Source organism: Arthrobacter sp. B0316-1-20, assembly GCF_059091865.1.
The window spans coordinates 1-24,541 of sequence record NZ_JBNHHC010000036.1 but is presented as its reverse complement, the minus strand read 5'-3'; the positions used below and the strand labels follow the sequence as shown (position 1 = coordinate 24,541).

The 24,541-nt window shown below is 67.9% G+C and carries 25 protein-coding genes; 15 read left to right on the top strand and 10 right to left on the bottom strand.

The window, feature by feature from the left end:
• Positions 1-43: 43 nt before the first annotated feature.
• Positions 44-499 (bottom strand): hypothetical protein, encoded by a 456-nt coding sequence (locus tag AC5RW2_RS32995; RefSeq protein ID WP_494074961.1) that lies wholly within the window; start codon positions 497-499, stop codon positions 44-46.
• 278 nt (positions 500-777) lie between these two features.
• Here AC5RW2_RS32995 and AC5RW2_RS32990 point away from each other — a divergent pair, with 278 nt between their 5' ends.
• A complete protein-coding gene (locus tag AC5RW2_RS32990) occupies positions 778-1,008 on the top strand; it encodes a hypothetical protein (protein ID WP_494074960.1) in 231 nt (76 codons plus the stop codon).
• A gap of 208 nt (positions 1,009-1,216) precedes the next feature.
• Positions 1,217-1,618, top strand: coding sequence for a hypothetical protein (locus AC5RW2_RS32985; protein WP_494074959.1), 402 nt, complete (start codon positions 1,217-1,219; stop codon positions 1,616-1,618).
• Between the two features lie 67 nt (positions 1,619-1,685).
• Here the strand turns inward: AC5RW2_RS32985 and AC5RW2_RS32980 are convergent, their stop codons facing one another.
• Positions 1,686-1,934: a DUF6458 family protein gene (locus AC5RW2_RS32980; protein WP_494001969.1), complete on the bottom strand. Its 249-nt coding sequence runs from the start codon at positions 1,932-1,934 to the stop codon at positions 1,686-1,688.
• A gap of 176 nt (positions 1,935-2,110) precedes the next feature.
• Here AC5RW2_RS32980 and AC5RW2_RS32975 point away from each other — a divergent pair, with 176 nt between their 5' ends.
• From AC5RW2_RS32975 to AC5RW2_RS32960, 4 genes are all read left to right on the top strand, one after another.
• Complete coding sequence (locus tag AC5RW2_RS32975; protein ID WP_494001970.1) at positions 2,111-3,046, top strand: hypothetical protein; 936 nt, start codon at positions 2,111-2,113, stop codon at positions 3,044-3,046.
• A gap of 68 nt (positions 3,047-3,114) precedes the next feature.
• The gene (locus AC5RW2_RS32970) at positions 3,115-3,936 is read left to right on the top strand and encodes a LamB/YcsF family protein (RefSeq protein WP_494074971.1); all 822 of its coding nucleotides are present in this window, start codon (positions 3,115-3,117) and stop codon (positions 3,934-3,936) included.
• Between the two features lies 1 nt (position 3,937).
• On the top strand, positions 3,938-4,546 hold the full coding sequence (locus AC5RW2_RS32965; protein WP_494074958.1) for a 5-oxoprolinase subunit B family protein: 609 nt from the start codon (positions 3,938-3,940) through the stop codon (positions 4,544-4,546).
• 3 nt (positions 4,547-4,549) lie between these two features.
• Positions 4,550-5,524: a 5-oxoprolinase subunit C family protein gene (locus tag AC5RW2_RS32960; protein WP_494074957.1), complete on the top strand. Its 975-nt coding sequence runs from the start codon at positions 4,550-4,552 to the stop codon at positions 5,522-5,524.
• A 106-nt stretch (positions 5,525-5,630) separates the two neighbouring features.
• Here the strand turns inward: AC5RW2_RS32960 and AC5RW2_RS32955 are convergent, their stop codons facing one another.
• Positions 5,631-6,836, bottom strand: a complete 1,206-nt coding sequence (locus AC5RW2_RS32955) for a DUF445 domain-containing protein (RefSeq protein WP_494002340.1) — start codon at positions 6,834-6,836, stop codon at positions 5,631-5,633.
• Positions 6,837-7,092: 256 nt separating this feature from the next.
• Between AC5RW2_RS32955 and AC5RW2_RS32950 the strand changes: the two genes are divergently transcribed.
• The 4 genes from AC5RW2_RS32950 to AC5RW2_RS32935 all read left to right on the top strand — a co-directional run bounded on the left by AC5RW2_RS32950 (position 7,093) and on the right by AC5RW2_RS32935 (position 11,513).
• The gene (locus AC5RW2_RS32950; protein WP_494001973.1) at positions 7,093-7,959 is read left to right on the top strand and encodes a glycerophosphodiester phosphodiesterase family protein; all 867 of its coding nucleotides are present in this window, start codon (positions 7,093-7,095) and stop codon (positions 7,957-7,959) included.
• A 43-nt stretch (positions 7,960-8,002) separates the two neighbouring features.
• Positions 8,003-10,285 (top strand): glycoside hydrolase family 15 protein, encoded by a 2,283-nt coding sequence (locus AC5RW2_RS32945; protein ID WP_494074956.1) that lies wholly within the window; start codon positions 8,003-8,005, stop codon positions 10,283-10,285.
• Positions 10,286-10,395: 110 nt separating this feature from the next.
• Positions 10,396-11,205, top strand: a complete 810-nt coding sequence (locus AC5RW2_RS32940; protein ID WP_494074955.1) for an AzlC family ABC transporter permease — start codon at positions 10,396-10,398, stop codon at positions 11,203-11,205.
• Positions 11,202-11,513, top strand: a complete 312-nt coding sequence (locus AC5RW2_RS32935; RefSeq protein ID WP_494074954.1) for an AzlD domain-containing protein — start codon at positions 11,202-11,204, stop codon at positions 11,511-11,513. The genes AC5RW2_RS32940 and AC5RW2_RS32935 overlap by 4 nt, the downstream gene beginning before the upstream one ends.
• A gap of 12 nt (positions 11,514-11,525) precedes the next feature.
• On the opposite strand, the gene AC5RW2_RS32930 is transcribed toward AC5RW2_RS32935, so the two are convergent.
• Both AC5RW2_RS32930 and AC5RW2_RS32925 read right to left on the bottom strand, forming a co-directional pair.
• The gene (locus AC5RW2_RS32930) at positions 11,526-12,209 is read right to left on the bottom strand and encodes a DUF4352 domain-containing protein (RefSeq protein WP_494074953.1); all 684 of its coding nucleotides are present in this window, start codon (positions 12,207-12,209) and stop codon (positions 11,526-11,528) included.
• Between the two features lie 284 nt (positions 12,210-12,493).
• Entirely contained in the window at positions 12,494-13,444 is a 951-nt protein-coding gene (locus tag AC5RW2_RS32925) for a zinc-binding dehydrogenase (protein WP_494074952.1), read from the bottom strand.
• A 232-nt stretch (positions 13,445-13,676) separates the two neighbouring features.
• Here AC5RW2_RS32925 and AC5RW2_RS32920 point away from each other — a divergent pair, with 232 nt between their 5' ends.
• Genes AC5RW2_RS32920 through AC5RW2_RS32910 form a run of 3 tightly spaced genes read left to right on the top strand, consistent with a single transcriptional unit; the run spans position 13,677 to position 15,574 of the window.
• The gene (locus AC5RW2_RS32920) at positions 13,677-14,006 is read left to right on the top strand and encodes a thiamine-binding protein (protein ID WP_494013342.1); all 330 of its coding nucleotides are present in this window, start codon (positions 13,677-13,679) and stop codon (positions 14,004-14,006) included.
• Positions 14,003-14,710 (top strand): O-methyltransferase, encoded by a 708-nt coding sequence (locus AC5RW2_RS32915; protein ID WP_494074951.1) that lies wholly within the window; start codon positions 14,003-14,005, stop codon positions 14,708-14,710. The genes AC5RW2_RS32920 and AC5RW2_RS32915 overlap by 4 nt, the downstream gene beginning before the upstream one ends.
• A 3-nt stretch (positions 14,711-14,713) precedes the next feature.
• Complete coding sequence (locus AC5RW2_RS32910) at positions 14,714-15,574, top strand: spermidine synthase (RefSeq protein ID WP_494074950.1); 861 nt, start codon at positions 14,714-14,716, stop codon at positions 15,572-15,574.
• A 269-nt stretch (positions 15,575-15,843) separates the two neighbouring features.
• On the opposite strand, the gene AC5RW2_RS32905 is transcribed toward AC5RW2_RS32910, so the two are convergent.
• On the bottom strand, positions 15,844-16,767 hold the full coding sequence (locus AC5RW2_RS32905) for a LysR family transcriptional regulator (RefSeq protein WP_494074949.1): 924 nt from the start codon (positions 16,765-16,767) through the stop codon (positions 15,844-15,846).
• 158 nt (positions 16,768-16,925) lie between these two features.
• On the opposite strand from AC5RW2_RS32905, the gene AC5RW2_RS32900 reads away from it, so the two are divergent.
• Entirely contained in the window at positions 16,926-18,314 is a 1,389-nt protein-coding gene (locus tag AC5RW2_RS32900; RefSeq protein WP_493978385.1) for an MFS transporter, read from the top strand.
• Positions 18,315-18,407: 93 nt separating this feature from the next.
• Here the strand turns inward: AC5RW2_RS32900 and AC5RW2_RS32895 are convergent, their stop codons facing one another.
• Positions 18,408-19,877 (bottom strand): NCS2 family permease, encoded by a 1,470-nt coding sequence (locus tag AC5RW2_RS32895; protein ID WP_494074948.1) that lies wholly within the window; start codon positions 19,875-19,877, stop codon positions 18,408-18,410.
• 198 nt (positions 19,878-20,075) lie between these two features.
• Positions 20,076-20,723: an FAD-binding protein gene (locus AC5RW2_RS32890; protein ID WP_494074947.1), complete on the bottom strand. Its 648-nt coding sequence runs from the start codon at positions 20,721-20,723 to the stop codon at positions 20,076-20,078.
• A 196-nt stretch (positions 20,724-20,919) separates the two neighbouring features.
• Between AC5RW2_RS32890 and AC5RW2_RS32885 the strand changes: the two genes are divergently transcribed.
• On the top strand, positions 20,920-21,936 hold the full coding sequence (locus AC5RW2_RS32885) for a universal stress protein (RefSeq protein WP_494001985.1): 1,017 nt from the start codon (positions 20,920-20,922) through the stop codon (positions 21,934-21,936).
• A gap of 87 nt (positions 21,937-22,023) precedes the next feature.
• Here the strand turns inward: AC5RW2_RS32885 and AC5RW2_RS32880 are convergent, their stop codons facing one another.
• Together AC5RW2_RS32880 and AC5RW2_RS32875 are read right to left on the bottom strand one after the other, a co-directional pair.
• Positions 22,024-23,598 (bottom strand): C40 family peptidase, encoded by a 1,575-nt coding sequence (locus AC5RW2_RS32880; RefSeq protein ID WP_494074946.1) that lies wholly within the window; start codon positions 23,596-23,598, stop codon positions 22,024-22,026.
• 385 nt (positions 23,599-23,983) lie between these two features.
• Positions 23,984-24,355, bottom strand: coding sequence for a metallopeptidase family protein (locus AC5RW2_RS32875; RefSeq protein WP_494001987.1), 372 nt, complete (start codon positions 24,353-24,355; stop codon positions 23,984-23,986).
• Positions 24,356-24,541 lie beyond the last annotated feature (186 nt).

Here is a 24,541-nt window from a genome sequence, read left to right as displayed (position 1 = left end):
CCGCGCGCACGGGCGGGTTTCCGCCGCCGGCTGCGCGGCGGGGTCAGGGATGCCGGCGCATCCAGCCCACGGCGTGCAAGGTCAAGGCGCAGACGACGGTGAGCAGCCCGGCGATCAGGATCATGGGCGCCACGGACGTAAAGATGAAAATCCACGGCGGCCCGTAGACGCCGGTGGGCCCGAGCATGGCGTCCAACTCGATGAAGTGCGGTGCAATCGAACCCCAGACCCCGAACCCGGCCAGCCCCACGCCCAGCACCCACATCGCCGCCAGGAACGGATTGACCGTCCGGCGGAGCGGCGCCGCATCTGCCGGGCCCGCCGTCACGACGGCGTCGGGCGGAATGACTTCGGCGATGCCCGTTGACTGGGCTGTGGGGTTGTCGGCGCGCGGGTCCGTCGCGGGCGCCGCCAGCGTCGCGGTCCGCGGGGTGCCGGCCGTTTCGCCGCCGCGCTGGTAGATCGAGTCGTACCGCTGGTCGAACTGTGATGCGGACATGGTCCCCCTTCTCGCCGGCCTTTTGCTTGAATCTACCGGATGCCCTGCGGCGCTGTTTGGCTGTGCGCCATGGGAATTCTGATTTTCGAGTAACCAGGTCTTGGACCGGTCAAGCCGACAACCACACAAGGCTTGCTGAGGCTGTACCTCGCGAGTGGTTCCCTGATCCCACCCCCGCTCACGCCCGGATGATGCTCCGGGTATTGTGGCGTCCCGTCTTGACGACCGGTGCGGCGGACCAGTTCCCGGCAGGCTCCTGAAAACACCGAAGGAGAGCCATGACTGACATCGATCCGCGGGCACCACAACCCGCCGAATCCCGTGAACCAAACATCCACCTCGCTCCGGCCGCCGCGGCCAAACTGACCGAGGACCAACAGGCGAGGCTGGCTTCCCGCCGTGCGGCCAACGCCGGCGACCTGCCCGGCTGGCACAGCATCGGCAACAGCCACAAGCCGAAGCACGCCAGCGGCCGGCAGGGACCGCCCGAGAAAAAGGTCCGCTGGTAACGCCTGCCCGCGAGGGCGCCGGCCGGTGCCCCGGTGGAAGTTTCCGCCGGGGCACTGCCCTGTCCAACCGGGCCACCGTGTATGCGGCAGGCCGGTCCTGAAGGCGACGCCCGCTGGGCGGCGCCCTGGGCCTGATATCGCCCTGTGCCTTCTATAGGGTGGCAGGAGAGGGCGCCCCGAGCGGGCGGAGCGACGGGAGGAAAACGGCATGAGGCCCGACGTGCGGCGGATGTTGCTGATCCAGGCCGGCAACATCCTGCAGTTCGCCATCGCCGCGGGCGTCATCGTCGTGGCCATCGACACCATGACGGCCTTCTCGCTGGGCTCGCGGCACGACCCGGAGGGCGGCGGCACGTTGGCGGGCTTCGCCCTGGCCGGAGCCATCGCCGTCGTTGTCCTCGCGGTTTTTGCCTACCGCTGGACGGCGCGCGGCGAGCGGTATGCCCCGTTGTTCGCAATGCTCGGCTGGGCGGTGCTCTGGCTGCCGCTCAGCCTGACGCTGGGCATGGGCGGCGAGGACGGCGTGGGCCTGGCGTACCTGGCCACGCTGGTGTGCGGTGCGGGCATTGTCCTGTCGCTCGTGGCGCTGGGCAGCAAAAAACCGCGCTGACCGTCGAGGCAGGGCCGGCACGCGGGCCGTGGAGGCCCGCGTGCAGCGGCTGCCTCAGCCTGTGGGCCTAGAGGCCGCGGGTTTCGTCCCGCCGGATGGTTTCGCCCGTGTTCGGGTCCTCGATGCGGCGGCTTTCCGTCACGCGGTGCTCGCGGCGCGGCATGGCCATGATGATGGAGATGATCAGGCCGAGCACGCCTACACCCATCAGGATCCAGCCGATCAGCGTCAGGTCGATGAAATCCACGACGTCGGCAACGGCGAAGGCCAGGATTGCGCCGATGGCAATCAAGGCAATTGATGATCCGATTCTCATAGCCAGCAACTCCTTTAGGTTGGGCGGCCGGCGCAGCAGTCGCTGCGTCCGGCCGTCGTACAGGAAGTACGCGGTGCTTTGTCAGCATACTTGGTGTTTTGGGGAACGTCCCGCAACCCGTGACTTACGCTTAAGGCCGGAACACCATCACGGTGCTGATTGCTCCAGGAGGGTTTGTGGCCAGAGGACGAAAGATTAACCCAGCCATGCGCGTCGCCGCCGATGCGGCTTTCGACAAGCACGGCAACCCAAAGCCCGGCGTGACGACCGGCATCATGAAGGCGCTGGACGTCCAGCGGCCGCTGGTGCTGGCCAACTTGGACCGGCTGCGGCGCAAGAACCCGGACGCGACGCCGGCCGAGCTGGCCGCGAAGTTGGAAAAGAAATACCTGGCGGCGGTGACCACCGGCGGTGCGGCGGTGGGGGCATCCGCCGTCGTGCCGGGCGTGGGCACGGTGGCGGCACTCGGCCTCTCCGCGGCGGCTACCGTGGGCTTCCTGGAAGCCACCGCCCTGTTCGCCCAGTCCATCGCCGAACTGCATGGCATCGATACCGAGAACCCCGAACGCTCCCAGGCCATGGTGATGGCCATCCTGATGGGCGACGAGGGCAGCTCCCTGATCAAGGAGTTCGCCGGGCAGGCCGGCGGGCGCGGCGGAAACCCGTCGCGGGCCTGGGGAAACGCGGTCGGCAGCAGCATGCCCTCCGGCATGGTCAGCTCGCTGGTGGACAGCCTGAAGAAGCGCTTCCTGACCAAACTGCTGGCCAAGCAGGGGACGGCGATGCTCGGCCGCGCGGTCCCGTTCGGCATCGGCGCGGCCGTCGGTGGTGCCGGCAACCACGTGATGGGCCGGCGCGTCATCGACGCCACCAGGACAGCCTTCGGGGAACCGCCGCTGGTGCTGCCGATGTCCTTGGTGGAGGACCTGACCGACAACCGGTACCGGCTGGGCGAGCTGCCCGCGGTGCCCGGCCGGGTCGCCGCCCGGATGCTGGAGAGGCTGCCCGGCCGCAGGCGGACGGCGCCGCCGGCCCTCGAGGCGTCCGGGGACCAGGACGGCGATGCCCGCAGCCGCTCCACCGGCGGACCCGACGATGGGACCGGGCCGTGACGGTATCCGGCACCGGACCTGCCGGCCACGGCGATGTGGTCCGAGCTGAATCGGGGGGCCGGCCGGGGATCGACCTGAACAGCGATCTCGGAGAATCGGTCGACGGTCGGCTGATGGGCGATGACGCCGCGATGTTTCCGCTGATCACCAGCGCGAACATCGCCTGCGGCTACCACGCCGGCGACGACGAGACGATGCTGGCCGCCTGCCGCCGCGCCGTGGAGCACGGGGTGGCGGTGGGCGCGCACGTTTCCTACCGGGACCGGGCCGGGTTTGGCCGCCGTAGCATGGAGGTCGCCGCGGCCGACCTGACCGCCGATGTCGCTGACCAACTGGCAGCCCTCGACCGGATCGCCAGGCGCGCGGGGGCGCGGGTGGCCTACGTGAAACCGCACGGCGCGCTCTATAACCGGATAGTCCACGACCGCAGCCAGGCCGCGGCGGTGGTCGAAGCCATCGGCGCCTTCGAGCCGCGGCTTCCCCTCCTCGGGCTGCCCGGATCCGCGGCGCTCGAACTGGCGGCCGCCGCCGGACTGCCGGTGTTCCGGGAGGCTTTCGTGGACCGCGGCTACCGGGCGGACGGAACGCTCATTCCGCGCGGCGAGCCCGGCGCCCTGCTGGAAGACCTGGAGGAGATCGCCGACCGGGCCGTAAACTTCGCCCGCGCCGCGGCAGCGGATTCGCTGTGCGTCCACGGCGATACCCCGGGCGCGGTGGCGATGGCACGGCTGGTCCGGGAACGGCTGGCCGCGGCCGGAATTCCGCTGCGTCCCTTCACGGGTGCGGCCGGCAACGCTGCCGGCCACCGCCCGCCCGCCGCCGGGGATCCCCGCGCCGCCGGCGCGGCAGCCGTTCCCTCTCCGTCCGGGCCCCGCACCACAGGACGGTAGGGTGCGGATCCTGCCCTTCGGCGCGGGCGCCCTGCTCGCCGAATTCGACACCCTCGACGACGTCCTGGCGCACTACAGCGCACTCTCGGTTGCGCCGCTGCCAGGCGTGACGGAGCTGGTTCCCGCGGCCCGCACCATCCTGGCGACCTTCGACGACCCGGCGGCCGCCGCCGTCGTCCGCCGCTGGCTGGAACAGACCCCGCCGCACGACGGCGGCGCACGCACCACCGGGGACCAGGTCACGGTCGAGGTGGACTACTCGGGGGAGGACCTGCCGGCGGTGGCGCGGATCCTGGGCGTGAGCGAGGCGGACGTCGTGCGGCGCCACCAGCAGTGCGAATGGATTGCCGCTTTCACCGGCTTCGCGCCGGGCTTCGCCTACCTGGTGGCACCCGGGAACCCGCTGCAGGTACCGCGGCTGGCCGAACCGCGGACCCGGGTGCCGGCCGGGGCGGTGGGTTTGGCGGGCGAATTCACCGGCATCTACCCCTTCGCGTCGCCCGGCGGCTGGCAGCTGATCGGCAGGACCGATGAGCGGCTGTGGGACGCCGCGCGGGAGCAGCCGGCACTGATTGCGCCGGGAACGCGCGTGCGGTTCAGGGCGGTGTAGCCGGTGATCACCGTAGTCACGGCGGGGCCGCAACTCCTGGTGCAGGACCTCGGCCGGCCGGGGCACGCCGCGATCGGGCTGAGCCCGTCCGGCGCACTGGACGCCCGGGCACTGCGCATGGCCAACCGCCTGGTCGGAAACCCTGACAGCGCGGCGGGGCTGGAGTTGCTGCTGGGCGGCGCTGTGCTGCGGTTCGACGCCGACACGGTGGTGGCGGTGGCCGGGGCCTCCGGCAAACTCTCGGTGACGGGCCCGGGAAGCGGGGCGGCGAAGTCCACGGGCCCCGGCTGGCCGCGGAAGGACCAACCGGATCTTTACCGGCCCTTCCACGTCCGTGCCGACCAGCGGCTGGAGATCGCCCCCGCCGCGTCCGGGCTCAGGTATTACCTGGCAGTGGCCGGCGGCATCGTGGCCGAGACCTTGATGGGATCGGCGGCCACGGATCTGCTCTCCGGCATGGGACCGGCTCCGCTGCGGGACGGGGACGTGGTGCAGACCGGGGCTGTTCCACCGGCCGGGCGGACCGGCTCGAACCCCGCCGCCGCGCTCGCCGGCGGGGGCCGAGGACCCGCCACCCAACGACGGCCCGCCGTCGATTCCCGTTGGACGCCGGTGCCGCTGCCGCCCGCCAGTGTTGCGACCGTGCGGCTCCGCCCCGGACCGCGGCTGGACTGGTTTACCGCCGACGCCCGCCAGCGCCTGGTGCTGGGCCATTGGGCGGTCAGCCCCGAGAGCAACCGGATCGGACTGCGCCTACTGGGCCGGCCGCTGCAGCGTGCGGTCGACCGGGAACTGCCCAGCGAAGGCATGGTTACCGGCGCGGTGCAGGTGCCGCCGTCGGGCCTGCCCACCGTGTTCCTGGCCGACCATCCGGTGACCGGCGGCTATCCGGTGCCGGCCGTGGTGGAAGCGGCCGACCTCCCGGCGCTGGCCCAGGCCCGGCCCGGCCAACGTATCCGCTTCCTCTGGGCGGGCTAGGCCCGACGTAGTCCTTGCGCTCCGTTTCGTGACTGGTGCTCCGGTTCAAACCGGAGCACCAGTCACGAACTGGAGCGGATGCTCCACAGGGCGCCCAGCCGCGCGGCTAACCGAAGGCGGCGGTGGCCACCGTGAAGATCGCCAGCCCGGCCAGGGAGCCGACCACGGTGCCGTTGATCCGGATGAACTGCAGGTCCCTGCCAACCTGGAGTTCGATCTTCCGCGACGTCTCCTGCGCGTCCCAGCGCTCCACCGTTTCGGTGATGACCGCGGCAATCTGGGACCGATAGGTGCGGACCAGATACCCGGCGGCCTCCTCGATCCAGCCGTCGATCTTGGCCGCCAGCTCCGCATCGGTGGCCAGCCGGTGGCCGAAGTCTCCGACCGCCCGCTTGAACGTCAGGCTCAACCCGCTCTGGGGGTCCTCCACCGCCTCCAGCAGGGCGGTTTTCAGCGTCTCCCACGTGCGCGCCGCCAGGGAGCGCACTTCGGGGTCGCCCAGGGCGTTGTGTTTGATGGCCTCCACCCGGGCCATCATCTCGGGATCGTGCTGCAGGTCCTGCGCCAGGGAGTTCAGGTACCCGTCCAACTGCTGGCGCATCGGATGATCCGGGTCGGCCTGCACCGCGATGATGAACTTGTACAACTCCAGATGCACCTTGTCGCCGACCAGCGAATCCAGGAACGGCGGGACCCAGGTCGGTGAGCGGTCGGACACCAGCCGCGCCACCGTGTCCTGGTTGTCCAGTACCCAGTCGGCGGCGCGGTCCAGCAGCAGATCCACCAGCTTCAGGTGGTGGCCGTCGCGCAGCACGTGCTCGGCCAGCCGGCCCAGCGGCGGTCCCCACTGCGGGTCGATCAGATGCCTACGGGCCAGCGACTCAATCAGTTCCTGCACGTCCTCGTCATTGAGGACCGTCAAGGCTCCGCGGATGGCCGTGGCGCCCTCGCGGGCAATCCGTTCGGTGTTTTCCGGCCGTTCCAGCCAGAGGCCGGCCTTGGCAGTGATCCCAAGGGACCCGATCTTGGCCTTGACCACGTCCTCGGCCAGGAAATTCTCTTCCACGAACTGGCCCAGGCTGGCGCCGATCTGATCCTTGCGGCGCGGGATGATCGCGGTGTGCGGAATCTTCAGCCCCATCGGGTGTTTGAAGAGTGCGGTCACGGCGAACCAGTCCGCAAGCGCACCCACCATTCCGCCCTCGGCCGCGGCCCGGACATAGCTCAGCCACGGGTAGCGGTCCTGCAGCGCGAACGACACCACGAAGACCACCGCCAGAACCAGCAGCAACCCCGTGGCCAGCAGTTTCATCCGCCGCAGTCCTGCGGCACGGACGCTGTCGGGCAGCACGGCAAGCCGGCTCGTTCCGCCACCGGGGAGGTTTTCGGGGGCGTTGTGCGCCGCGTAGCCGACCGTCCGCCCTTCCGCCGTGTCAGGTGCGACGCCGCCGCCCGTCTGAGTGCCCATGTTGCCTCCGAAACCGAATTGCTGAACGATCATCGTTCGTTCACCCACCAGTCAACCCTACGGCGGGTCCGTATGTCCGGTCATCGCGTACGGTGAATTCATGCACCAGAGGATCTACGCCCACCGTGGTTCCAGTGAGCAGTATGCGGAGAATACGCGGGCCGCTTACCTGCAGGCGATCGCCGACGGCGCCGATGGGATCGAGTGCGATCTCCACCTGACCAAAGACCGCCGGCTGGTCTGTTTCCACGACTTCACGCTGGACCGCACCTCCACCGGCACCGGCAACGTGTCCGATCACACGCTGGACGAACTGCTGCAACTGGACGTCAGTTCGTGGAAAGGCACGCCGATTCCGGTCGAGTACGGCGGCACCGCCGACCAACTGGTGACACTGGACGACCTGGTGGATCTTATGCGCGACGCCGGCCGGCCGCTGGGCCTGGCCGTGGAGCTCAAGCACCCCAGCCCGTACGGGCAGGAGCTGGAGGACGAGGTGCTCAGGTACCTGATGGCGGAGGGCTGGGACCCGGAAACCTCCCGGCTGGACAACATCCAGCTGTCCTTCATGAGCTTCCACCCGGACGCCGTGAACTACTTGGCCGACCACATCCCGGGCCAGTATCTCTGCCAACTCCTGGATGACATCGACGCCGAAGAACTCAAAGCCAGCCTGCTCATGGGCGAGTTGACCGTCGGCGCGGTGGCGGTACTGCTGCGACGGGCACTGTCTGAAGGCGAAGGCCTGATCGAATCGCACCGCGTAGGCTGGGCCGGACCCGGCATCGATTACGTGCGCTCGCATCTGCCGCTCGTCCGGCGCTGGCTCGACGCCGGCACGCAGTTCCGCGTCTGGACGGTGGACGATCCACAGGACGTGGAACTGTGCCGCGAGTTGGGTTTCGGCGAAATCACTACCAACCGGCCGGCCGCGGTCCGCCGGCAGCTGCAGGCTGCACCGGCCTGAACAGCCGCTGCCGTAACCGGGTCCGTTGTGATTGAGTGGAGAGATGGCATCTCCAATTGAGGACTACGCACTCATATCGGATCTGCATACGGGGGCGCTGGTGTCCCGGTCCGGGAGCATGGACTGGCTCTGCCTTCCCCGCTTCGACTCGCCCAGCGTCTTCAGCGCGCTTCTCGGGCACCCCGGACACGGCCGCTGGCTGCTGGCGCCGGACGGTGCGCATCCGCAGAGCGGGGAAGCGATGGGGACGGGTGTGCACGGCGGCCTGAGCAACGACCCGTTGGAAGTCCAGCGCAGCCAGCCGCCGGTCTCGACGCGCGAACAAGATGAAGCAGTCTCGGCGGCCCCGGAGAACCCCGGGCGGTCTGCGACGGACGAGGCGAAAAAGACTGCCGGAGTGCAGCTGGGGGCCGGGGAAGCCGGACAGTTTGGCGACGCGGCCGGCACCGCCGAAGCCGGCGCATCCCCGGCCGCCACCGGTGCAACCGAGGCGGGCGTATCCGTGGCTGCCACCGGCGTACGCGTGCCTTCCAGCGGCGGTCCGACGTCCGCCGAGTCGACGTCCGCGCGCTCCACCCTTACGGACACCCTGCCCCGCGGCGACCTTGAGCCGGCGCCGGCCGGAACCGAGACTGCAGGGGTCCGCACCGGCACCCCGCCGGCAGTAGAGGCAGCAGGGGCGGCAGAAGCAACGGAGGCGCCGTCCGCCGTCGTCGTTGAACGCTCTTATGTTCCGTCGACGTTTGTGCTGCAGACCCGCTGGAAGAGCGAAACAGGCGAGGCACTGGTGACGGAGTTCATGCCGGTGGGCGACCGCCGGGCGTCACTTGTCCGCCGCGTCGAGGGCCTTTCCGGCGAAATGACCATCCGGCAGGAACTGATCATGCGGTTCCACTACGGGGACGTGGTGCCGTGGGTGAACCGCGTGCACGACGAAGCCACCGGCCGGGAATCGATCGTCGCCATCGCCGGCCCGGACGCGCTGGTGCTGCACGGTGAGCGCCTGCCGCGCGCCGCGAACCGCCGGCACGAAGGCGAATTCACGGTTAAGGCCGGCGAGACGGTTGATTTCGAATTGTGCTGGTTCCCGTCCCACCGGACGGTGCCGCCGGCGATCGACGTCGACACCGCGCTGACGGAAACGGTGCACTACTGGCAGACCTGGTGCTCACGGTTCCCTCCCCAGGGGGATTACCACGGCATCGTCAAGCGTTCCCTGCTGGTGCTGCGCGCCATGACGCACGAGACCACCGGCGGGATCGTCGCCGCGCCGACTACCTCGCTGCCGGAGTCCTTCGGCGGGGAACGGAACTGGGACTACCGCTACGTCTGGCTCCGCGATGCCGCGCTGACGCTCGAATCGATGATGACCCACGGCTACGAAGACGAGGCGCTGCAGTGGCGCAACTGGCTGCTGCGCGCGGTGGCCGGAGACCCGGAAGACCTGCAGATCATGTACGGGGTGGCCGGCGAACGCGACCTGGAGGAACGGATCATCCCGCACCTTCCCGGGTATGAAGGGTCGGCGCCGGTGCGGGTGGGAAACGGCGCGGTGGGCCAGTACCAGGCGGACGTGATCGGCGAGGTCATGGTCGCGCTGGAGAAGCTGCGCAACATGGGCGGCACCGAGGACCACTTCTCCTGGCCGCTGCAGAAGGCCATGCTGCACTACATCGAGAAGCACTTCGACCAGAAGGACCAGGGCATCTGGGAGATGCGGGGCGAACGGAAGTACTTCACCCACTCGCGGGTGATGATGTGGGCGGCGTTCGACCGCGGCGTGCGGGCGGTGCAGGAGCACGGCTTGGACGGCGAAGCCGAGCACTGGGCGCAGCTGCGGGACAAGCTGCGCGAAGAGATCATGGAGCACGGCTTCAACCGGGAGATCAACTCCTTCACCCAGAGCTACGACACTACCGAGGTGGACGCATCGCTGCTGGTGCTGCCGCAGGTGGGCTTCGTGAAGTACGACGACGACCTGATGCTGGGTACCGTCGCCCGCTTGGAGCGGGAACTCGTGGATGCGGACGGACTGATCCTGCGCTACCGGACCGAGTCGGGGGTGGACGGTCTGGCTCCGGGCGAGCACCCGTTCCTGGCCTGTTGCTTCTGGCTGGTGGAACAGTATGCCCGCTCCGGGCGCATCGGCGACGCCCGCGACCTGATGGACCGGCTGGTCGGTTACGCGAACGACCTGGGGCTGATGGCCGAGGAGTACGACACCGCGAACAAACGCATGGCCGGCAACTTCCCGCAGGCGTTCTCGCACCTGGCGCTGATCCGTGCGGCGGACGCGATCAACGGCCACGCGCAGGAAGCGGTGTAGGCGCAGCCGCTTCCCGCAGCCGTTTCCCCGGACCGTTTCCACAGTTTTCACAGCGATATCCACGGTTGGTGCGGCGGCGGGGCGGCTGCCTTCCCGGCTACTGTAGACGGGTGAAGTTTCTCCAGTCCCCGGCCGTGAAAGTGGGGCTGTCCATCTCCATCGCCACCGGGCTGTACGGGGTGTCGTTCGGCGCATTGTCGGTGGCATCGGGGCTCGACCTCTGGCAGACCATGGCGCTGAGCCTGCTGCTGTTCAGCGGCGGCTCCCAGTTCGCGTTCATCGGGGTGATCGGCGGCGGCGGCACCGGCCTGGCCGCGATGACCGCTTCCGCCCTGTTGGGTATCCGCAACGGCATCTATGGCATGCAGATGAACGCGCTCGTCTCCCCGTCCCGCTGGTGGCGGCCGCTGGCCGCCCACGTGACCATCGACGAATCCACCGCCACGGCGTCCGGCCAGGACAACGCCGGCGAGCAGCGGCGCGGCTTCTGGACCGCCGGCGTGGGTATATTCCTGCTCTGGAATCTATTCACGCTGGTGGGGGCGTTGGCCGGCAACGCGTTGGGCGATCCGAGGCAGTGGGGGCTGGACGGAGCCGCCGTTGCCGCGTTCCTGGCTCTGCTGTGGCCGAGGCTGAAAGGCAAGGAACCGGCCGCCATTGCGGTTGCCTGTGCTCTGGCCACGCTGCTGGCCGTGCCGTTCGTGCCCAGCGGAGTGCCCATCCTGGTGGCGGCGGCGGTCGCGGCCGCCATCGGCTGGTTCACCCACAAACCCATTCCCGCCGGGATGGCGCCGGACATCGAGCCCTATGACGAGCCGTATTCCGAGCACGACGGGTCCCACACGCTCGCCGGGTCCGAGGGCCGGGCGGCGGGCCGCGACGATCCGGCCGGCAGCGGGGACGGAAGGGAGGCGTTATGAGCCTGTGGATCTGGATAGGGGCCGCCTGCGTCATCTCCTACCTCACCAAGCTGGCCGGCTATCTGGTGCCCGCCAGGTGGATGAAGAACCAGCGCATGTCCCGGGTCGCCGCCACCATGACCATCGGCCTGCTCGCGTCGCTGACCGTCGTCAACGCCTTCTCCACCGGCCAGCACCTGGCGTTCGACGCCCGGGTCGGGGCGCTGCTGGCCGCCGCGGTCGCCCTGTTGCTGCGCGCCCCGTTCCTGGTGGTGGTCATCGCCGGCGCCGCCGCGGCCGCACTGCTCCGCCTGGCCGGTTGGGGATAACCCTGCGGCGTTTTATGTCAGTGGCTTGTCGAACCTAATCGCAGTGAAATCTCCGTAGTCATCGTTGTTGAGGTCTCGAAAGACCAATCCAGTCAGTTCAGCATTTTTGGGAGCCATAAAGACGTAAGTCATCTCGTCCTCAAAGCCGGGCTGAAGTTGAGCGTTGCACTCGGGATTCCCTTTGTACTCGTAGAGGGACTGAATCGTATCGTAGGCCCGTTCTTCGGTATCAGCAGCCTTGATGTCAACAGGGTAGCCACACGTCAGATCCATCGATTTCTTTCCAATGTTCTTCACAGTGGCTTCAACGACTAGGAACTTCCCACCCTTCGCTGGTTTTTCATTTGTGTACGTCTCGTAGCCGCTGCCTTGCTGGTAGTTGGTCTTATTGAGCGGAACGTCTTTGGCCAGATATGCCTTGTCGACGATCAACTCGACGCCGAAGTTGGACGCCGGTTCTCCCGTCCCGAATATCCCATCGGTGGAAGCCGAGGCGGTATCGTCAGCTTCATCCGTGGGCCCTGCTTGGACGTCCTCTGCGGCCGGGGCAGCGGTAACTGTCTCTGTCACTGTGACGGTTGGCGTCGGATTGGATCCCCCGGCACAACCCGAGAGTGATAAGACGGCGGCGACAGCGATCCAAGGCTTGAGTTTCATGGTTCCCCAACTAGGTATGTGTTTGTGCTCAATGAGCATATCGAACGCCTGGGACAACCACGGTCTGCTGTCTTTTTGATAATTTCGAGGAAGTCACTGGCTTGCTGTTCCTCAAGCGCCTGCGGGTCCCTTTGAAAGCCTTGGCATGCATTTGGGCACCGGGTGCAGATTTACACGAGCTGTCTCAGAAAACCGAATTGATTTTGCGCCAAGACCGCATGTACACAGTTTCTGTGCATATGTCTGTGTCATCAGGATTCCGCGGCTTAAGGCAGGTTGACGACGGCGGTTCGCACCGCCGTCGTCAATCATCCGGTGAGGGGTCAGTCAGCGATCTTGGCGACCAGCCGGCCGACGACTTCGCCCCTCTTCAGCTTCTCCAGGCCCTCGGGGATGTCCTCGAAGGTGATCTCGGTGATGGTCGGAGTGAGCTTGCCGGTGGCGAAGTAATCGTAGACGCCCTGCACGTCGTCGCGGGTGCCGCCCTGCGAGCCGACCAGGGTGACCTCGGAGAGAATCAGGGCCTTGGTGCTGATGGTCGACTCCAGCCGGCCCATGCCAACCTGGACCACGCGGCCGCCGCGGCGGACCGTCTCGATGGCCTCGGCGGTGGTTGTGCCGAAGCCGGCAAAATCGACGACGACGTCCAGGCCGATCTCCTTGAACTCGGCGATGGACTTCGCCACGTCCTTGGCGCCGGTCTCCTTGGCCTGGTCCCAGATCTTCTCGTTGACCTCGGCGACGTAGACCTCCGCGCCGGCCAACACGGCCACGCGGGCGCCAATGGAGCCAAGGCCGCCGAAGCCGATGATGCCGACCTTGTCGCCGGCCTTGACCTGGCCGTTGGCGATGACGGCGTGGTGGCTGGTCATGCCGGCATCGGTGCCGGCCGCACCCTGGGCGAAGCTGACGTTGTCCGGAATGCGGACCAGAGCCTGCTGGTCGATGGCAGTCTTAAAGGAGAAGCCGCCGTCGAAGGCGTAGCCGGGAGCGCCGGCCGGAGTCGTGGGGCAGCAGCCCACGCGGTCGCCGACCTTCCAGTCGGTGACGCCTTCCCCGACCTCGGTGATGACCCCGGCCACCTCATGGCCGAGGGTGATGGGGCGCTTGGCCAGCGTCGAGAGCCAGCCCTCGTCCTCAAGCATGCCTACATCCGAGTGGCACAACCCGGCCGACTTGATGTCGATGACGACGCCGCCGGGTGCGGCGGTCGGCTCCTCGACCTCATTCAGTTCAAGCGGCTCGTGGGTGTTGGTAAATTGCCAGGCTTTCATGGGGTCTCCTGTGGCTCGGCGCGGATGGTGGCATTCCGCGGGCGACCGGTGGAACGGACCGGCGGAACGGTGCGGGTGCGAAACCCGCATGTCCAGCCTAGCTCCGAAACCCGGCAATTTTTATGCAAATGCATGTAAAGTCCGTCACGTCCGGTGCTGCAGAAGGCCCCGTGGTTGCGGCAGGTGACACCGAACCTGTGCGCCGGCACGGGTGCTGTGGAAGACTGAAGCCATGCTTGTAGCCTTCTCTGTTGCACCCTCCGGGGTACCCGTCGCCGGTCCCGCACCCCACGATGCCTCGGTCCATGACGCGGTTGCCGAGGCCGTCCGGATCGTCCGCGAATCCGGGCTGCCGAACCACACGGACGCGATGTTCACCACCATCGAGGGCGAGTGGGACGAGGTAATGGACGTGATCAAGCGCGCCACCGAGGCCGTAGGCCGTCACGGATCGCGCGTGTCCCTGGTGCTCAAGGCGGACATTCGTCCGGGATACTACGGCGAGCTCAGCGGCAAGGTGGACCGCCTGGAGGCTGCCATCGCCGAGCAGGAGCAGCAGTGACCGTCCAGCCGGGCCTGCCGGATGTCGATCCGGAAGCGGCGTGGACCGCCGTCGAAGATTACCTGACCGTCACCTTGGTGGGGGAGGACCAGTCCCAGGTCGCAGCCAGGGAGGGTGCCGCGCAAGAAGGCCTGCCGGCGATCGAGGTGAGCGCAACCCAAGGCAAGCTGCTGATGCTGCTGGCCCGGCTGCGCGGTGCCCGCAAGGTGCTGGAGATCGGCACGCTGGGCGGGTACAGCACCATCTGGTTGGCCCGCGGACTGCCGGACGACGGCGAAGTGGTCAGCTGCGAGTACGAACCGCGGCACGCCGAGGTGGCGCAGCGGAACCTGGAGACAGCCGGCCTCGCGGACAAGGTCAGCATCCGGGTGGGCGCGGCACTGGATACCCTGCCGCGGCTGGCCGAAGCGGGCGTCGGGCCGTTCGACCTCGTGTTTATCGACGCGGACAAGGAAAACAACCGGAACTACGTGGAGTGGGCCCTGCGGCTGACTCGTCCCGGCAGCCTTATCGTGGTGGACAACGTCGTCCGGTCGGGCAAGGTGCTGACCGACGGCGGCGACGCCGGCGCGGAGGACCGCGACATCCGCGGCACCCGGGATGCGCTGGCGCTGCTGGGCTCCGACCCGCGCCTGGACGCCACGGCGATCCAGACCGTGGGCGGCAAGGGCTGGGACGGCTTCGCGCTGGCGCTGGTCAAGTAGCCGATGGCGCGGCGCAGCACCCGTGCCGAGGCGGCACGGGAGCCGGAGGCGTCCGGCGGGCCGGCCGAGGGACGCTATGAGATTTCCTCCGGGACAGCCGAGCTGGTCCGCGAGCCCGACTCGGCGGACAGCTGGCTGCTCAAGATCAACGGCGTCCAGTCCTCCCACGTGGTGGTCGGCGATCCGCTGCGGCTGGACTTCGAATACATGCGCTGGATGGCGGCGCTGATCGCATCCCTACGCTGGGGACCCGGGGCCAAGCTTCGGGCCCTGCACCTGGGCGGCGGGGCGTGCTCGTTGGCCCGCTACCTGGCGGCCGCGTACCCGGAGGCGCGCCAGGTAGTGGTCGAGATCGACGCGAAGCTGGCCGACCTCGTGCGCCAGTGGTTCGACATCCCGCGTGCGCCGTTGGTGCGCATCCGGGTGGGTGAAGCAAGGGAGGTCACCGAATCACTGAGCGAGGACAGCCGGGACCTGGTGGTCCGCGACGTCTTCTCCGGCAGCGAGACCCCGTACGGACTGACCACGCTGGAATTCACCCGGGCGGTGCGGCGAGTCCTCTCACCCGGCGGGGTCTACCTGGTGAACTGCGGCGACACGCCACGGCTGATCGGTGCCCGCGAGGAGGCGGCGACCATCGGCGAGGTGTTCGAGCACCGGGTGATCATCGCCGACCCGCCGATGCTCAAGGGCCGCCGGCACGGAAACGTGGTCATCGCTGCCAGCGACCAGCCGCTGGAAACCGGTCCCGGACTCGTCCGGGAGTTGCTGCACGGTGCCATGCCGGCACAGCTGTGGGACGGGCCGAGAGTGGAGAAGTTTTGCAGAGGATCGGCGATCCGGCAAGACCGGCCGGCCAATTAGGACCTTTCCCGGAACGTTATGACTTCGGCCGGAATTTGTTTGTAAGATGGACAAGAACGGCCGTGCAGCGGCCGTACCAGGCCCGGGAGCGAGCCGCTTGCGGCTGGCTCTCCGGAGGCAGGCATGGAAAGAACGGCTTCGACACTATGGATGGTGGCTGGAGCGCTATGTCTGCTCAGCCGGATTCGATCCGGCGCCGGATGCCGGGTGCTGAGAACCTAATCCCCCCAAGTTAGGTCCAGTGCCCGGCATCTCGGTCATTAATCCTTTCACCGAATGCCGGTTCCCTTCCCCATCAGCTCGGCTTCCCTGCTGCGGGTCTCGCGCCGGAGCGCATCGACGACCGCCGCCACCGCCGGTTGCCGCAGCGACTCCGGCCGCGCCACCAGCCAGTAGCCGAGCCGCTCCTCCAGTTCCCCCGGCAGGATCCGGACCAGGTCCGGATGGCGGTTGGCCATGAAGCACGGCAGCAGGCCGAGGCCGGCACCGGCACGGGTTGCCTCGACGTGGACGAACACGTTGGTGGAACCCAGGGCCGTGGACATCGCCGGCAGCAAACGGCGCGGGGCGTCGAGGTCGTCAACCTGCAGCATGGAGTCGACGAAATAGACCAACGGGTGGTTCATGGCCACGCGCACGCTGTCCGGTACTCCGTGTTCGGCCAGATAATCACGGGAGCCGTAGAGACCCAGGACATAGTTGCCCAGCCGGATGGATCGCGCACGGATCACCTGCGGCCGCCCGACGACGACTTCGAAGTCCAAGCCCGGCCGGTGTTGCGTGGCCCGGCGGGCGGCGGTAACGATCTCCACGCTGAGCCTGGGATGGCGCTGCTGCAGGCGGGCGATCGCCGGGGCGGCGACGAACGCGCTGAAACCGTCGGTGGCCGACATCCGCACCACCCCGGCCAGCCGGTCCGCCTGATCCGGTGTGCGGCCAAGCTCCGTGAGCGATTCTTCGATCCGCTCGGCGACCGCTGCCGCCTTGCGGCCCAGGTCGGTCAACTCCCAGCCGCCCGGCGCCCCGGAGAACACGCGGCCGCCCAGAACCTTTTCGACGGCGGCGATGCGGCGCGAGACGGTGGTGTGGTTCAGGCCCAGGTTCTCGGCCGCCACGGTATACCGGCCGGTGCGGGCGACGGCGAGGAGGATGATCAGGTCGTCCGGCTTGGCGGACTGAGGCGCGGGAGGCATATCTGCATCTTTGCAGACCATGCCTGCAAAGTTTGTCATTGATGCACATGCAGGACCGGGGAATACTCGGCTACGTCTGATTGTGACCACACTCACAGCGTGCGGGGGGAGTCCCGGCGGCCAACGCCGCATTAACCGCACGCCATGCAAGGAGAATGATGAGCGCCCACGCTACCCCCACCGGACCCGGATCCGGCGCGACGCACGAGTCGCCGCCGTCGGTCCTGCGCAAGGTCGTCACCGCTTCCATGGCCGGCACGGTCGTGGAATGGTACGAGTTCTTCCTCTATGCCACCGCGGCCACGCTGGTGTTCGGCGCCCTGTTCTTCCCGAATGCTGGCACCGAACTGGACGCGATCATCGCCGCCTTCGTCACGTTCGCCGTCGGCTTCATTGCCCGGCCGCTGGGCGGGATCGTGTTCGGCCACTTCGGTGACAAGCTGGGCCGGAAGAAGCTGCTGCAGGTGAGCATCATCCTGATCGGTGCCGCCACGTTCCTGATGGGCTGCCTGCCAGGGTTCGACCAGATCGGGTATTGGGCGCCGGGCCTGCTGGTGGTGCTGCGGTTCGTCCAGGGCTTTGCTATCGGCGGCGAATGGGGCGGCGCGGTCCTCCTGGTGGCCGAGCACAGCCCGGCAGCCAAGCGCGGCTTCTGGGCGTCCTGGCCGCAGGCGGGTGTGCCGATGGGTAACATGCTGGCCACGGTAGTGTTGTGGGTGATGTCCGGCATCCTCTCCGAGGCCGAGTTCCAGGCCTGGGGCTGGCGCGTCGCCTTCTGGCTCTCTGCGGTCATCGTGCTCGTCGGCTACTACATCCGCACCAAGGTCACCGAGGCGCCGATCTTCCTGGAAGCCCAGGCCGAGTCCGCCAAGGTGAAGTCCACGTCTTACGGCGTCGTGGAAGTGATGAAGAAGTACCCGCGCGGCGTGTTCACCGCCATGGGTCTGCGCGTGGCGGAGAACATCATCTACTACATCGTGGTGGCCTTCTCCATCACGTACCTGAAGACCGTTCACGACTTCGACGTCACCACGGTGCTGGGCCTGCTGATTTTGGCGCACGCCTTCCACTTCGTCGTGATCCCGTTTTACGGGCGCCTGTCGGACAACATCGGCCGCCGTCCGGTCTACATGGCCGGCGCCGTGCTGTCGGGGGTCTGGGCCTTCGTCGCCTTCCCGATGTTCGACACGCAGAACCCGATCATCATCCTGGCCGCGATCTTCCTGGGCCTTGCCGTGCACGGGCTGATGTATGCGGGGCAGCCGGCCATCATGGCCGAGATGTTCCCGACCCGGATGCGCTACTCCGGTGTCTCGCTGGGCTACCAGGTGACCTCGATCTTCGCCGGTTCGCTCGCCCCCATCATCGCTTCCACGCTGCTGAAGGACTTCGAGCACTGGCTGCCGGTTGCCCTGTACCTGGTGGTCGCGTCGGCCATCACCGTCGTGGCGGTGATCTTCACCCGCGAAACGAAGGGCGCCTCCCTGCGCGACCTGGACCGGGCCGACCTGGCACGCACGGAAGCAGAAGTGCGGGCCCAGGCCTAGGCGCGACGGCGCAAGCCAAGCGAGTAAAACCGAAGGGACCGGTACCACCCGTTGCGGGCGGTACCGGTCCCTTTCGCCTCGGCGGACCTGGGGTCAGCGGAAGCCGATGAGCTGCTCGACCGGGCCCATGCCGAAGAAGAGCACGAAGGCCGCGGCCACCGCCCACATCAGCGGGTGGATGTCCTTGGCCCGGCCCTGGAACGTGCGCACCAGCACGTAGGCGATAAAGCCCGCGCCCAGGCCGTTGGCGATGGAATACGTGAAGGGCATGAGCGTGAAGGTCAGGAAGGCGGGGATGGCCACGCCCCAGTCGGACCAGTCGATCTTGCCCACCTGCGACACCATCATGAAACCGACGACGACGAGCGCCGGCGCCACCGCCTCGAACGGAACCAGCGAAATCAGCGGCGTGAAGAACATGGCGATCAGGAACAGCAGGCCGGTGACAACGTTGGCCAGGCCGGTGCGCGCGCCCTCGCCGATCCCGGCGCCGGACTCGACGTAGATCTGGTTGGACGAGACGGATCCCGCGCCGCCGGCGATGGCGCCCACGGCGTCGACCATCAGGACGCGGTCGACGTCCGGGATGTTGCCCTCTTTGTCCGTCAGCCCGGCCTCGTTGGCCAGGCCGACCATGGTGCCCATGGCGTCGAAGAAGATGCTCAGCAGGATCGCAAACGCCAGCAGGGAAGCGGCGGTGACGCCCAGCGTCCCGAAGGCGCCGAAGAGGCTGGCCTGGCCGATCAGGCTGAGGTCGGGCAGCCCCACCCAGCTGCCGCTCGGCAGCTCGGGCACCACCAGGGACCATCCCAGCGGATTGGGGCCGTCGGGACCCATCGACGGCCCGACGTCGGCCACCGCTTCGATGACCACCGCGAGCACGGTGGCGGCGATGACGCCGATCAGGATGCCGCCCTTGACCTTCTTGACCACCAGGGCGATCGTCAGGATGAGGCCGACGACGAAGACGAGGATCGGCCAGCCCAGCAGCACGCCGTCGAACCCGAGCCCCACCGGAACGGTGGTGCCCGCCGCGTCCGGAATGCGGCGGATGAAGCCGGCATTGACCAGGCCGATCAGGGCAATGAACATGCCGATTCCCACCACGATGGCGGTCTTGAGGCTTTGCGGCACGGCATTGAACACCGCGGTCCGGAAACCGGTCAGGACCAGGATCAGCATGGTGATGCCGGAGAGGATCACCAGGCCCATCACGTCTGGCCAGGTCAGGCCCGGGTTGGTCGCAACGGTGATGGCGATGAAGGCGTTGACGCCCAGGCCCGTGGCGAGGGCGAACGGGTACTTGGCCCACGCCCCCATCACAATCGTCAGCACTCCGGCCACGAGGGCCGTGACCGCCGCGACGCGTTCGGCGCCGAGCATGGCGCCGGTTGAATCGGCGCCTCCCAGGACCAGCGGGTTCAGCACCACGATGTAGCTCATCGCGAAGAACGTGGCCAGGCCGCCGCGGATTTCGCGCGAATAGTTGGAGCCGCGCTTGGTGATCTCGAAATAGCGGTCGAGCACCGAAGTCTTGGCGGCTACTGCTCCCTTTTGGGGCATGGGGGATGTCCTCCACAGGTAAGTGGTATGGTCAGGGATTTCCCCAAAATTCTAGCCCCTGCGGCACGCGGCGGCGTACGGGTGCCGCTGTTTCCCGCCTGCCCGGCGTCAGGCGACGAGCGTATGGCGCCGCTGTTTTCCCGCCCGCCCGGGGTCTAGCGCCGAGCGTATGGTGCCGCTGTTACCGTCCGCCCGGCGTCAGGCGACGGCCGGCCGGGAGGTGGAAGCGATGGCGCTGCCGGCCACCTTCGCCTGCCGGATGATGTCCCGTGTGCTCGGCGCCAGCAGATCCGCCACGCCGACCAGGTAGAGGCCGATCGCTTTCAGGACGGAGGCGAGGTTTTCGCCGGCCGCGATGCCCAGGCTCCGGAGCAGCCGGCGCATCTGGTTCTGCGCGCAGCCCGTCAGCACGACGGAATCGGCGACCAGCAAGCCGTTTTCGGTGCGGATGACCCACTTCTGGTTCTTGTCCCTGCTCATCGCGGGCGCGTGGGCCACAGAGGCAGCCGGCGGCCTGGACGGGTCCGCCGGTGCCGCCGACGCTGGTTTTTCCGACGTCTTGGTGACGCCGCAGACATGGGTGCTGTGGCGGATGTCCAGCGCATGGCTGGCGGCGTAGGCCTGCAGCAACCGCAGCAGGTCGTTGCGCTCGCTCCGGTGCGTCGAGTCCGCCAGCGGGGACCTGCGTCCCTGGTCGGCCGGCTGGGGGAGCAACCCCTCCACGACGATTGACGACACGCCCTGGCGGCTGAGCTCGCTCGCCACGGCCAGTCCGGGCAGCCCGGAACCGATGACCACCGTGGTGGTGTATTCGGTAGGCACTTCTGGTACGGAAACGCCACTCACTGCACGGACTCCTTGTACGGTAGCGAGAACCTCGGGCGGCGAACGGACCGCCCGCACACGCATTGTGAAACTGTTATTTAACACAATTTTCATCGAAGCCTACATAACTTTTCGGCCACTGAGAAGCGCTTTGTTGCAGAGTAAGCTGAGGGTAGCGGGCGAGGATGCCCGTGCGACGTTGAGGGAGGCGGAACGAATGACAGAAGCCACAGGTTCAGACGCCGGACAGGGCGCGGCACCCCGCGGCATTGTCGTCGGAGTTGACGGCTCCGATCAGAGCATCTGCGCGTTGGTTTGGGCTGCGGAGGAGGCGCAACGGCGCAGAACCCCGCTGCACGTCGTGACCGCCTACACCGTTCCGGTCTTCGCTGCCTCCAGCATGGACGCCGGCTATGCCACCCTGGACGATTCGGTGATCCGCGAAGGCGCCGAAGCCGTGCTCGAGCAGGCGGTGTCCAAAGTTACCGGTTACGGCCTGGACATCGATGCGCGGGTGGAAACCGGCGACGCCGCCGGGGTGCTGCTGGAGCTCTCGGAACAGGCCGAGCTGGTCGTGGTCGGTACGCGCGGCCGCGGTGGTTTCATGGGCCGGTTGCTGGGCTCCGTGAGCAGCGCCGTCCCGGCCCACGCTTCCTGTCCGACGGTGACGATTCCGCTGGCCTGCGCGCCGCGCCTCGGCGACCTGGACATCGAGCTTCCCCGGTCCAAGGACCAGGCGATCCGCCCCGAGGACGTCCAGAAGGTCGTCGTGGTCGGGGTCGATGGTTCCGAGCAGGCCCGCAACGCCACCCTGGTCGCCGCGGAGCAGGCCGAGCGGCTCGGCTATCCGCTGAAGGTCATCTGCGCCATGCCGCCGTTCACCGGCTCGCTGGCGTGGGTGCCGGCACCGCTCGACCGTGAGGCGCTCTATGCGGATATCCGTGAGCAGCTCGACGCCGGCGTGGCGTGGCTCAAGAGCCACTTCCCCGATCTGCGCGTCACCGGTGAAGTGCAGGACGGCTCCCCGGTAGAACTGTTGATCGAGGCGTCACGCACCGCCGAACTGCTGGTGGTTGGTACCCGCGGCCGCGGCGGCTTCGCCGGCATGCTGCTGGGCTCCACCAGCCAGGGCGTGCTGCACCATGCCAAGGGCCCCGTCATGGTGGTGCCGGACAAGCATGACCCTCGCCTGGACGACCGCCGCAACTTCGGCCCCCTGCCCGACGCCGAATAACCGCAGGTAGCAGAAGGGCGGGCCCGGAACCTCAAAGGTTCCGGGCCCGCCCCATTTAAGCAGTGCAGGCTAGTTAAGCAGTGCAGGCTAGACGGCCCAGCGGGCGCCGACCGTGTGCAGCTTGCCGTACATGTGGCTGATATTCGTGACGGTCAAGCCGACGTCCGGGTTCAGTGCGTGGACTACCTGCCAGTTGCCGATGTAGATCGCCACGTGCCAGATGGCATTCGGCTCGCCCCAGAAGACCAAGTCGCCGGGCTGAAGCTGGGAAAGCGGCACCTTGTGCGGCGCGGAGTCGAGCTGGTCCTGCGCCACGCGGGGCAGGTAGCGACCGGCGCTGCCAAAGGCCGCCTGCGTCAGTCCCGAGCAGTCGTAGCCCCACGGGCCGCTGCCGCCCCAATCGTAGAAGCTCTTGTTGTTCGCCTGCTTGGCCATCGCGAAGTTGATGGCAGCGTTGGCGATGCCCGCGTTGCTGCCGGGGGCCGGTGCCGGCGGTGCCGGATCCGGCTTGGGCTTCGGGGCCGGTTGCGGGGCCGGCGGCGGAGGCGGGGCCGGGGCAGGCGTCGAGGGCCGGGACGGCGCAGGCGTCGAGGGCCGTGACGCCGGTGGCGGGGTTGACGGGGTTGCCGGCCGGGAGGTTGCCGGCGGGGTCGACGGCGCGGCCGGGCGGGAGGTTGCCGGCGGCGCTGCGGGCCGGGCCGGCGTGATGTCTTCAGAGGCCGCTGCAACCGTGGAGCCCTGCGGGTTTGAACTGCCACCGGCGGGCCGCTGGGCGGCGGCGGCCTCCTGTGCCGACTGCTCGACCAGGGCCTGGAGCTGTCGATCCTGCTCGGCGCGCTCCAGCGCGGTGATGCGCGCGTCCTCTTCACCGGTGCTGGTTCCGCGCAGTTCGGCCAGATGTTCCAGCAGCGCCTGCCGCTGTTCCTCGTAACGGACCACGAGCTGCTCCTGCGCGGCGCTGGCAGCCTTCGCATCCGACTCCGCCGCCTCCGCGGCTACTGCCGCGTCCCGGGCGGCCTCTTCGGCCTGGGTGACATAGAGCTCCCAGGCTGCCCACAGCTGGGCGGCCTGCTGGGATTCGCTCAGGGTCTGCGAGCGGTTCGCCGTCAGCGCATTGAGCGTGGAGGCCTTGTACAGCACGTCGCCGGCGTCCTTGCTGTCCAGCAGCGAGCTTAGACCGGGGTTGACGCCGCCGTTCCGGTAGAGTTCACCGGCCAGCTGCCCCACCTGATTCTTGACCGACTCGAAGTACTGCGCTGCCTGCGACGCCTTGGCCTTGGCATCGGCGAGTTCGGTGGTCCGCTCCTGCTGCCTCAGCAGCGACTCGCTGTAGGCGTTCTGGGAACGCATGGAATCGAACTGCGCGTTCGCAAGGTTCCCCGAAGCCGCCTTGAGCTGCTCCTCGATCCGATCCACCAGGGCCTGGGTTGCCGCTGCATCGCCCTTGGCGTCGTCGATCTCCTCGCCGGAAGGCAGCGTGGGCGCCGCCGGCAGGATGATTTGCTGCGATGTCACCAGCGGCAACTCTCCCGCCGGTGCGGCGACGGCCGGCGCCAGGGCCGGAACGCAGATCAGCAGGGCGGTAGCCGAGAAGAGCGCGACGGCGCGCCGCGGCGTCGTCGAGCGATGCGGGGCGGGACGCCCCGAGGGAAGCAGCCTCATCCGAACGGGTCCTTACTAGGAGCGCGGTAAATGCACGCGCCCTTTCGGGACGGCCGGCCTTGGGGCCGGAACGGTCAAATGTGCGAACGGGTGGCACCCCAACTAGACCGAACTGCATTCACACAGCACGTTGAGGATATGCAACATCAGTCACAGTTGCAACATTTGTCCCACTAATAACATAAACAACACCAGTGTCATTTGAACAGCATTGGCGAGGAACCGGCGTGTCACGAGGTGGTTCAGGGCAGTTGAAGCGTGCGGCCGCGAGCCGTGCCTGCATGGGCCCGCTGTGCCGGCTTCAGCCAACGAGCCTTTTGTCCCGCGGGCAATGGGTCCTGCTTTATGTGGCCGCCAAGTGTGTCCCGAACGGGCGAGGCGGGGGTCAGCCCCAGCCCAGTTCGTGCAGGCGGGCGTCGTCGATGCCGAAGTGGTGGGCGACCTCGTGGATCACGGTCACCAGGACCTCGTGGACCAATTCTTCGCGTGAGGAGCACATGCGCTGGAGGGGGCCGCGGAAGACGACGATGCGGTCCGGCATGGACCCGGCGGCCCACCAGTGGTCCCTCTCGGTGAGCGGCGTGCCTTCGTAGACGCCCAGCAGTTCCGTCTCGGGGTCTTCCCAGGGCTGCGGGGTGTATTCCTCTTCGACGAAGATGCCCACGTTGGTCATCTCGCGCATGATGTCTTCCGGGATTTGGTCGATCGCGTCGTTTACCGCGTCCTCGAATTCCGGCAGGGACATCTCCATCGGCATACAGCCGACTTTACCCGCGGGCTGCGGCCTCGAAAGCGCCCGGGTGGAGGCCGCGGCAGGCCTCGTCGGCCGGTTTTGGTTTTTCCCGGAGCAGGCCCTATAGTTTTATAGGTCCACAGCGGGGAAATGAATCCCAAGTGGTCCTGGCCCCCATCGTCTAGCGGCCTAGGACACCGCCCTTTCACG